At 42.2% G+C, this 10,058-nt stretch carries 9 protein-coding genes and 2 tRNA genes; 7 read left to right on the top strand and 4 right to left on the bottom strand.

Annotated elements, in window-relative coordinates; translation table 11 throughout:
- Window positions 1-107 precede the first annotated feature (107 nt).
- The 3 genes from AB4160_RS15175 to orn all read right to left on the bottom strand — a co-directional run bounded on the left by AB4160_RS15175 (window position 108) and on the right by orn (window position 1,025).
- Window positions 108-183, bottom strand: a tRNA-Gly gene (locus AB4160_RS15175).
- A 92-nt stretch (window positions 184-275) separates the two neighbouring features.
- Window positions 276-351, bottom strand: a tRNA-Gly gene (locus AB4160_RS15170).
- A gap of 128 nt (window positions 352-479) precedes the next feature.
- A complete protein-coding gene (gene orn, locus AB4160_RS15165; RefSeq protein ID WP_102439938.1) occupies window positions 480-1,025 on the bottom strand; it encodes an oligoribonuclease in 546 nt (181 codons plus the stop codon).
- Window positions 1,026-1,138: 113 nt separating this feature from the next.
- On the opposite strand from orn, the gene rsgA reads away from it, so the two are divergent.
- The 5 genes from rsgA to AB4160_RS15140 all read left to right on the top strand — a co-directional run bounded on the left by rsgA (window position 1,139) and on the right by AB4160_RS15140 (window position 8,051).
- Complete coding sequence (gene rsgA, locus AB4160_RS15160) at window positions 1,139-2,194, top strand: small ribosomal subunit biogenesis GTPase RsgA (RefSeq protein ID WP_102439939.1); 1,056 nt, start codon at window positions 1,139-1,141, stop codon at window positions 2,192-2,194.
- Window positions 2,195-2,260: 66 nt separating this feature from the next.
- Window positions 2,261-3,121: an archaetidylserine decarboxylase gene (gene asd, locus AB4160_RS15155; protein ID WP_102439940.1), complete on the top strand. Its 861-nt coding sequence runs from the start codon at window positions 2,261-2,263 to the stop codon at window positions 3,119-3,121.
- Window positions 3,122-3,156: 35 nt separating this feature from the next.
- Entirely contained in the window at window positions 3,157-4,047 is an 891-nt protein-coding gene (locus AB4160_RS15150) for a DMT family transporter (RefSeq protein ID WP_241903573.1), read from the top strand.
- Between the two features lie 52 nt (window positions 4,048-4,099).
- Entirely contained in the window at window positions 4,100-7,303 is a 3,204-nt protein-coding gene (locus AB4160_RS15145; RefSeq protein WP_372005366.1) for a mechanosensitive ion channel domain-containing protein, read from the top strand.
- A 4-nt stretch (window positions 7,304-7,307) separates the two neighbouring features.
- On the top strand, window positions 7,308-8,051 hold the full coding sequence (locus tag AB4160_RS15140) for a glycerophosphodiester phosphodiesterase (protein WP_102531741.1): 744 nt from the start codon (window positions 7,308-7,310) through the stop codon (window positions 8,049-8,051).
- Between the two features lie 32 nt (window positions 8,052-8,083).
- On the opposite strand, the gene AB4160_RS15135 is transcribed toward AB4160_RS15140, so the two are convergent.
- Window positions 8,084-8,416: a DUF3392 domain-containing protein gene (locus AB4160_RS15135; RefSeq protein WP_102439943.1), complete on the bottom strand. Its 333-nt coding sequence runs from the start codon at window positions 8,414-8,416 to the stop codon at window positions 8,084-8,086.
- Window positions 8,417-8,451: 35 nt separating this feature from the next.
- Here AB4160_RS15135 and AB4160_RS15130 point away from each other — a divergent pair, with 35 nt between their 5' ends.
- Both AB4160_RS15130 and AB4160_RS15125 read left to right on the top strand, forming a co-directional pair.
- Complete coding sequence (locus AB4160_RS15130) at window positions 8,452-9,378, top strand: D-2-hydroxyacid dehydrogenase (RefSeq protein WP_372005363.1); 927 nt, start codon at window positions 8,452-8,454, stop codon at window positions 9,376-9,378.
- Window positions 9,379-9,758: 380 nt separating this feature from the next.
- A complete protein-coding gene (locus tag AB4160_RS15125; protein WP_076539068.1) occupies window positions 9,759-9,953 on the top strand; it encodes a bacterioferritin-associated ferredoxin in 195 nt (64 codons plus the stop codon).
- Window positions 9,954-10,058: the final 105 nt, after the last annotated feature.

The raw sequence follows: 10,058 nt of genomic DNA, 5'->3' as shown, positions 1-10,058 counted from the left end.
AACTGAGCTAATGTCGCATCTATTTGCTTTTTTAATTCACTTAGCAAGGTATCGTCTTTCAACCTGCCAACTGAGCTAATCTCGCATATCAAATCAATTTTAAAATTTGGAGCGACATATCAGGTTCGAACTGATGACCTATACCTTGGCAAGGTATCGCTCTACCAACTGAGCTAATGTCGCATCACTTAATGCTTTATCAAAACATTTGGCAAGGTATCGTTTGAACCAGAGCCAACTGAGCTAATGTCGCACATAAATTTTAATTTGAAAATTGGAGCGACATATCAGGTTCGAACTGATGACCTATACCTTGGCAAGGTATCGCTCTACCAACTGAGCTAATGTCGCATTTTGGTGTTTCAACTTTCAAACTTCAACCTCTTGCAGTAATGACTCTTACTGTAAAAAGTTGAGGCCGCATTATATGTAATATTCACTACACTGCAACCCTTATTTCAAAAAAAAAGTCTGATCGGTTAAATTTTAAATACTTCGCGGCGATAAAACTGCAATTCTTCGATAGATTCTTTGATATCTTCTAAAGCTTGGTGGGTATTCTTCTTAGTCAGCCCATCCATCACTTCCGGTTTCCAGCGCTTGGTAAGCTCTTTAATCGTACTGACATCAATATTGCGATAATGGAAGAACTCTTCCAGCTCCAACATGTACTTGTTCAAAAAGCGGCGATCTTGGCCAATGGTATTGCCACACATAGGTGACGCACCTTTTGGCACATACTGCTCTAAAAAGGCAATCGTCTGTCTAATGGCATCTTCTTCAGTGTATGAACTCGCCTTTACGCGATCAATTAAACCTGATTGTCCATGGTGAGTTTGATTCCATTCATCCATACCGGCTAACACTTCATCTGATTGATGAATCGCAACCACAGGGCCTTGAGCTAATACGTTTAACTCTTGATCTGTCACAATAGTGGCAATTTCAATTACACGATCGACGCTAGGTTCTAGACCCGTCATTTCTAAATCAACCCAAATTAGATTGCTTGAGTTTACAGCCATAATATCTGCCTTATTCTGTCAAAAGCCCATAATTCAGGCTTTTTTATTAAAGAGGGTGTATCATACTGTTTTTTTAAGCGACACAAAAACACCAAATTAATGAAGATTAGCCTGTGAGTAAAAAGAAACCACTTAGCCAAGGTCAAAAGCGCAGAATGCGCGACAATCAGAGTAAGCGCCTAAAACGCAAAGACACACAAGATTCTGCTAACGAGTTACAGGATAGTCTACTAGGGCCTGAACAGCAGGGTATTGTTATTTCACGTTTCGGTCAGCATGCTGATATTGAAACCGAAGATGGCACTGTCGCCCGTTGTAATATTCGCCGTAATATCACTAGCCTTGTAACCGGTGATAAAGTGCTAGTGCGCCTTGCCAATGAAACCGATCGTGGTATTGGGGGCATTGTTGAAGCGGTTCATCCACGGATTTCGTCGCTAACTCGTCCAGATTTATATGATGGCGTAAAAATCATTGCTGCCAATATTGATCAAATTTTGATTGTATCGTCGATTTTACCCAGCTTTACCACCCAAATTATTGACCGCTACTTGGTTGCCGCTGAAGACACCGATATTCCACCAGTCATCATTCTTAATAAAATGGATTTATTAACCGATGACAATCGTGAAGAAGTCGAAGTGGCATTAGAGCGTTACCGCCAGATTGGTTACCCCGTCTATATGGTCAGTAGCCATACTGGTGAAGGTGTTGATCAAATAAAAGCCTTACTTGCTGATAAAATTAGCGTATTTGCAGGGCAATCAGGTGTAGGTAAATCATCGCTGATTAATGCACTGATGCCTGATGCAGAGCTAGCAATTGGCGATGTATCCAATAACTCAGGCCTAGGTCAGCACACTACAACGACGGCAAAGTTACTTCACTTTCAAAGTGGCGGCGACTTAATTGACTCTCCAGGTGTACGAGAGTTTGCGCTATGGCACTTACCTGCCCCGCGCGTAGGCTGGTGCTTTATTGAATTTAGAGATTACATCGGTACCTGTAAGTTTAGAGACTGCAAACATGGTGATGATCCAGGTTGCGCCTTGCAAGCGGCGCTAGCTGATGGGAAAATAACCCAAGATAGATTTAGTAATTACCAGCGCATTATTGCCAGCCTAGATGAACAGCGACATGCTCGCCACTTCCGCGCCGCTGACGAGTAACTTCGCTGACGTACAAATATTAACTGTTATATTATAACAACCTCAACAACTCAAAAGGGTATTCAATTGGACTCTGTTAAAATTGCTTTGCAATACATCTTACCTAAACACTTACTTTCACGTCTTGTGGGTAAACTTGCTGCCGCTGAAGCTGGCGCAATCACCACTGCAGGTATTCGATGGTTCATCAAGCAGTATAAAATTGATATGTCTGAAGCGGCTCAAAGTGAGCCTGAAGCCTATAAAACATTTAATGCCTTTTTTACCCGCGCATTAAAACCGGGTCTTCGCCCAATTGTTGAAGATGCGAAAACAGTCGCTCACCCTGTTGATGGCGCAGTAAGTCAATGTGGTCCAGTACAAGCTGGCAAAATTGTCCAAGCAAAAGGCCATGACTACACCACCTTAGCCCTGTTAGGCGGTCAGATTAAGGATGCTGAACGTTTTAATGATGGCGAGTTTGCAACGATTTATTTAGCACCCAAAGATTATCACCGAATTCACATGCCAATCACTGGCACCTTGTCGAAAATGACTTATATTCCTGGTGATTTGTTTTCGGTTAACCCGTTAACTGCGCAAAATGTACCAGGGCTATTTGCCCGTAACGAACGTGTTGTCGCTATTTTTGAAACTGAAGTAGGCCCACTTGCCATGGTATTAGTTGGCGCAACGATTGTGGCAAGTATTGAAACTGTTTGGGCAGGCACAGTGACCCCGCCTTGTGGTAAGCAAGTCTTCACATGGGATTACCCAACTGAAGGTCCTGAAGCACTGACGTTAGAAAAAGGCGCCGAAATGGGCCGCTTTAAGTTAGGCTCTACCGTAGTAATGTTATTTGCTCAAGACGCTATTGAAAGCTTTGCCGAAGGCGTTGAGCCAACGCAAACCACACGCATGGGTCAAGCCTTCGCTCATTTAAAGTAATCGTTATTGCCCACAACATGGTTAGTTGAACGAGTATGATGCCAACAGGCGCTTTCAAAGGATCGAATCCAAACTCAGGGTTAATTCAATTGCATATCGCAGTACTGCTATTTGGCGGTACTGCACTATTTTCTAAAATTATCCCCCTCAATGCGCTAGACATCACAGTACTGCGTTGTGTTATCGCCTTTTTTGCACTTGGCTGTATCGTCAAATTAAGCAAGAAAAAGCTACAATTACAGCAATTCAAACATTACTTAGTCGCCCTAGGCCTCGGTATTCTTGTTAGCTTGCATTGGGTGACCTATTTCGCCTCAATGCAACTGTCATCAGTTGCCATTGGCATGATTGCTTTTTTCACCTACCCCGTCATGACTGTGCTTATAGAGCCGCTAGTCAATAACACACGGCTTAAATTAGTGGATGTTATTTCAGGTTTAGTGGTATTAATCGGAGTGATGTTACTTATTCCCGAGGCCAACCTCGAAAATGATGTCACCTTAGGCATTGCTACAGGTATTTTATCTGCTGCGTTATTCACTGGCCGCAATTTGCTCCATAAACGCTACTTCAGTGGTTATAGCGGCCCTCAGGCTATGTTTTATCAAACATTCGTAGCTGTAGTCGTGTTAAGCCCGTGGTTAGAAGTGGAATTAGATACTATCAAGGCTGAAATGTGGACAACAATTGTCATTTTAGGGGTATTTTTTACCGCTGCCCCCCACGCCTTATTTGCCTCAGCGCTGCGTCAATTAAGCGCTAAAACTGTCGGACTCGTCTCATGTCTGCAGCCCTTTTATGGCACGGTATTAGCCTTGCTATTGTTAAATGAGCAAGTCAATGTCACCACCACTGTGGGAGGGTTGATTATCTTAGCCACCGCAATTTTCGAAACTCAGCAAAATCATAAAAAAAATAAAGCGTAAACTCAGGTTTTTGTTACCATTGTATTAGTCCCTCTTAAGTAATCATCCAACTATGATACGTATTGCGGTTTTATTGTTCTGTATTATTTCTTTTACTGCCTCTGCAACCTCTCCGCTGCAGTTAGACAAGCGCTTGGGCTTTGCTAAAAATACCAATACAATCGCGGTTGTGGACATTCCAACTCAAATAGACAATGTCCAGCAAAGTATCACAAGGCTGCGTAATGAAGCCCAAAGCTATGATGATCTTGAGTCGGCAAGTGCTGGCACAATCAACAGCATTACTGCAAAAATCAATCAGCCCGCAGCGCCAATCATCATCAATGACGATGTTGATATTAGCCAACAAGCCTCAATGGCTTACTACCATTTATCAGAGCAAAAACAATCCGAAAATGATTTAAGCTTGCAGTTAGTTGAGCTTAATAAAAGACAAACAGCCTTACCCACCTTAATACGCCAAGCCAAAGAAGCCTTAAATCAGCATAAGCGTGCCCGACAAGCGCCTTTGGATACCCCTTTAGGCAAGCTGCAAAGCTTACAAGCTGAGTTACTTGAGCAACATATCGCAACCTTATCTTCTGAGCTCTCCAGTGGTCCTAAACAAAAACAAATCGTGCAACTGCAATTACAGCTTTTGCGCTTAGAGCATGCCCAGCAAGAGCGATTAATTGAGCAGTTAAACCAAAAAAACAATCAATATCGCCAACAAAAAGCCGCCAATACCATTGCCAACAACCTGATTGATGAGCAACAACTTGCCGATGAAGCCTCGCAAGAGATAAGCGCACAAAATCAGCAGTATGCTGACGAATTAATCCGTATAAATAATGCCATTTCAGACACCATCGAGTTGCAAGAAAAAGCAGAGAAACAATACCAATCCCATGCGCTACAGTTGGCTAATGTTGAGGAGCAAATCACCTGGGTAGAAACTAACTCTGCATTTGGCGACCGTTTTTTACAGATGCTGCAGTCCTTACCTAAGCCGACAAACCAAGATAAATTACTGGCATCCGTTGCTGACTCACGCCTAAAGCGTTATCAGGCTGAGCAACAAAAAGCGTTAAATAAGCAACAATTGAGCAATCAGAAGTATCTTAATAATACCCAAGTAAAATTACTTACCTCTCAGCAAAGCCTAATCGAACAAGTAGTACAAAGCTATGATGTATACCTCAATGAGCAAGCTAAACTGCGCAATAGTTATGAGCAGCTAACACAGATTTATCTTGATCTTAAAAACACCCTCAATGAACATTTATTTTGGGTTCCCAATGCGGCGGCAATATCCGGTTTGTGGCTTATTGACTTAAAGAATGCCACCGTATGGATGATGCAAACCCAACAAGGGCAACTGCTTAAACAAGCGTGGGCAGAGCAAAATATATATTGGGCTTGGTGGGTGATCACCTTGATATTGTGCTTAATGGCCCAGGATTTATTGACGCCTAAATTTAATAGAACCATTGAACATTATGGTCAATATGTGGGTAACGTAACCCAAGATAAATTCAAATACACCGCTAAAACCTTAGCGCTAAGTTTATGTTATTCGCTAGTAAAACCATTACCGGTACTACTTGCTGGATGGATTTTATTTGCCTCAGAACTGAACTTGGTGCATGCAATTGGGGTTGGCGTGTTATCTGTGGGTGGCAGCTACTTGGTGTACCGAGTCTTTGCATTACTTGCCTGTGATAATGGCATTTTAGTCTGTCACTTTAGAAGACCTGAAACCTTAATTAGGCGCCTTCAAGAAAAAACCCTGCGCTTTATTGTCTTAAGCTGGCCATTAATTGGCATTATCGGTTTTACTGAAGCCCTTGATAGCTCGCTTATTCGTAACAGTATTGGTCGTTTGGCATTTTTCTTATTCACCATCTCGCTATTGATGCTATATAAAGATTTATATGCCTTTATTAATGATTTTCGTGCCAACGCCAATGATGGCAAGAACATGAAATTACTCCATAAAGTCATTTGGGCATTTTTAATCACAGTGCCTTGCGCCAGCATTGTTTTCGCCCTAATAGGTTACTATTTTAGTGCCTTTCAAGTATTACTGCAGCTGCAATTAGCCTTATTGCTAGGCTTAGGCTTTTTATTGTTGTACCAACTACTAAAGCGTTGGATGCTAATCGAGCGCCGTTTAATTGCCTTTGATCGCGCTAAAACCAAACGAGCAGAAAGACTGGCGCAACGTGAGCGTGGCGAACTAAATAATACCCCCGATGTCTCTGAAAACTATGAAGAGCCCAAAGTCGACCTGGAAACTATCTCGAGTCAGTCGCTGGGGTTAGTACGTTCGCTACTGATTTTAGCCTTTTTTGCTAGTTTACTTGGGCTTATTTCTCAAACCCATACTGCACTGTTTTCTTTCCTTGATGGCATTACCTTATGGAGCACCCATTCGGTAGTTAACGGTATAGAGCAGCAAATTCCGATCACCTTAAAGTCAATTCTGTTTGCCTTTATCACCGTTGGCTTTTCCGCCATGATTGCTAAAAATCTGCCGGGTTTACTAGAGCTGACCATTTTACAACGATTAGAGCTATCGCCAGGTACAGGGTTTGCTATCACCACCGTAAGTAGTTACGTGGTGGTATTTCTTGGCATGTTAATCGGGTTTTCCACCGTCGGGGTTGAATGGTCGAAATTACAATGGCTTGTTGCAGCGCTTTCGGTGGGCCTTGGTTTTGGCTTACAAGAAATTTTTGCTAACTTTATTTCTGGTTTGATTATCTTATTTGAAAAACCGATTCGAATAGGCGATACGGTGACCATTCGCGACTTAACCGGCACCGTCAGCAAAATTGAAATTCGAGCCACAACCATTGTCGATTGGGACAGAAAAGAGATTATTGTCCCCAATAAAGCCTTTATTACAGAACAACTGGTCAACTGGTCGTTATCTGATCCTATTACCCGAGTTATCGTTTATGTGTCAGTGCAGCGTGATGCAGATCCATCAAAAGTTGAAGCCTTACTCCATCAAGCAGTAAGAGAATGTGACTTATCATTGACCTTCCCTGAGCCTGAAGTCTGGTTTGCAGGTTTTGGCCAGCACACCCAAGATTATGAAGTCAGATCCTATGCTAAAGACATGAACGATCGTTGGCCCTTAAGGCATAACCTTCACAAACGTATTTGTAAAAAACTAAAAGAAAACCAAGTTGAATTGGCGTACCCACAAATGGAAATCCATATCAATAATGGTCAGAGTCGTGAATTTAATAAAATTATCAAAGGTTAAATAAATGCTGATTTTTGCTCACCGCGGTGCGAGTGGTTATGAAGTAGAAAACACCCTTGCGGCAATGGAAAAAGCACTGGCGTTAAAGGTTAGTGCCATTGAACTTGATGTTTATAATGTGGAAGGGCAACTGATTGTATTTCATGATCGCCGCCTAGAAACCAAAACCTCAGGACAAGGGTTAGTGCATCTAAGTAGCTTAGACACTATCAATAATGTGACTATCAAGCAGCATAAACTACCGACGCTATGGCAAGTCATGGGCCTGATTAAAGGTCGCTGTATTGTCAATATTGAGCTTAAAGGCTATCACACCGCCGCGCCTCTTATTGCTTGCTATAACGACATGATTGAGCAGCTTGGCTTTAGCCCAGATCAGCTACTGATCTCATCATTTAATCAGCCTTACTTACTCGAGGTTAAACAACATCTCCCCCATGCTAGAGTGGCACCCATTTTAGCGGGCGTGCCGCTAAACTATGCTGAATCAGTATCAGCCCTTGATGCCTATTCTATCCATGTTGATATACATTTTGTCACCCATAAAATGGTCAATGATGCCCATCAACGCGGCGCTAAAATTTATGTCTACACCGTCGATAATGCCGAAGACATTCAAGCTTTGAACGCCATTGGCGTAGATGGGATATTCAGTAACTATCCCGATAAAGCCGCCGAAGTAATCCAGCAATTAAATCAACAAGACACTGATTCTCAAGCAACTGACCACCATTTATACTTTGGCTAAATACCCCCTAAAGCAACAGGCAAGTGACACCGTTAAACTTGCCTGTTTCGTTGCGCCCAAGCGCCAACAGCAAAAAATGCCACCAGTAGCAGTAACAGCATCCATTGTGAAGGCATTGATTTAAGTTGCCTCGCTAACCACGGGCTAACGCTGACAATCCCTAAGCCGTAACCAAAAGCATTCACCAGTACAAATACCCAAGTTCGGACAAAAAAGCCCTGACCCGATAACGCCTTGCGTAATAGCCGATTAATATCGGTGGCAAACACCACAATACAACAGGCCACTAACGCAGTGGCAATTTCACTCATCCACGGATGAAGCATTGCGCCAAGCTGGGCAATAAATGCTATTATTTGATCCATTAACTTCCTCAATTTAATCGACTTACAGGGATTTTATGGCACACAAGTTATTATTGTTAACCCAAGATAACGACAGGTTTCGTCAATTATTAGCGGCTCACCACCTTAAGGATCTGACAATTCTAGGCGATGAGCCTAGTAGTATTACTGAGGCTGATATCTGGTTTGCAGAGCCACATCTTGCGGCGCCATTACTTAACTTAGGTCGCAACTTAACTTGGATGCAATCCACTTTTGCTGGTGTTGATCGCCTTACAGGTTCTAGACAACGACGGGATTACGTCCTAACCAATATCAAAGGGATTTTTGGCCCTTTGATGAGTGAATATTTATTTGGTTATTTACTTGCCCACCAGCGAGAGCATGCAAAATATAAACAACAGCAGCAACATAAGCAATGGATCCCTGGTAGCTACAGAACCTTACAAGGCCAAGGCTTACTGTTACTCGGTACCGGCTCGATTGCCCAGCATATTGCTAAAACGGCGAAGCATTTCGGCATGACGGTTACCGGCCTGAGTCGTAGCGGCGAGCCAAAGGCGCATTTTGACCATGTTGATACTATTGAGCACTTAGCTAACTATTTGCCTAGTGCACACACCATCGCCAGTACGCTACCTAGCACCTTAGAAACTGAGAATCTATTAAGCAAAACCATGCTGGCATTACTACCTGATGAATGTGTGCTGTTCAACCTTGGCCGCGGAAATGTGCTCGATTTAGATGCCTTAGCTGCGCAATTACTTAATAAGTCACAACAAAACGCAATCCTTGATGTCTTTAATCAAGAGCCATTGCCCGCAGACCACCCTATTTGGCATTGCCCTAATGCCATTATCACCCCCCATATTGCCGCCCCAAGCTTTCCTGAACAAGTGGTAGAAGTGTTCGTTGAAAACTTCCATTTATGGACAACACAGCAACCTTTAAAGCATCTGGTCGATTTTTTTAAGGGCTATTAATCTTTATTATTAACCGCCAGCATAATGCCTAACAATTAAGTCATACTGTAATTTAAATCTCATGGATGAGCTGATATTGAATAAAAGTAACCCCCTCTGGAGTCTATATCCTCCCGACTTGAAAACCCTAAGACCTCTTCCTTTTAATCCAATTGATAACGCCGATATTGGCATTAAACTCCCATTGCAGCAGTAATTGTGAGCAAGTTAGCAATTTTTAATAACTAATATTCTTGGCACCAATTAAGAAATTGATAAAAAAGTTATTAGCAATGAGAACGGTTTTCATTTAGAATTGCATTATAGTCAACGAGCGAGCATTTCTTAGCCTTATGAATTGTCTAAGTTAAGATATGAATCAGATTAATTGAAGAGGCTTTATGTACGTTTGTCTTTGTCACGGAATTACTGATACCCAAATTAAAGAAGCGGTAAGCAAACATGGCGATAGCTCTTTAGCTGACGTTAAAAAACGCTTAGGTGTTGCTGATCAATGTGGTAAATGTGCACGTATGGCGAGCAACATTATTCAGGCTCAAGTTGACGTAGAACCTAAATTTTACGAAGTGGCGTAAGCTGTTGCTAAAAAGCAAGGCTAACTCAAGCCTTAAGTTCATCCTCAGGTTAAAATCAAATTCTCATAAAAAATGCTGCCCATTGGCAGCATTTTTTATGTCTTT

Origin of the sequence: Shewanella sp. 10N.286.51.B8 (assembly GCF_041469325.1) — a bacterium.
In the GTDB taxonomy this organism is placed as follows: Bacteria; Pseudomonadota; Gammaproteobacteria; order Enterobacterales; family Shewanellaceae; genus Shewanella.
The sequence above is the reverse complement of the archived record's forward strand: the minus strand, read 5'-3'. Positions and strand labels throughout refer to the sequence as shown.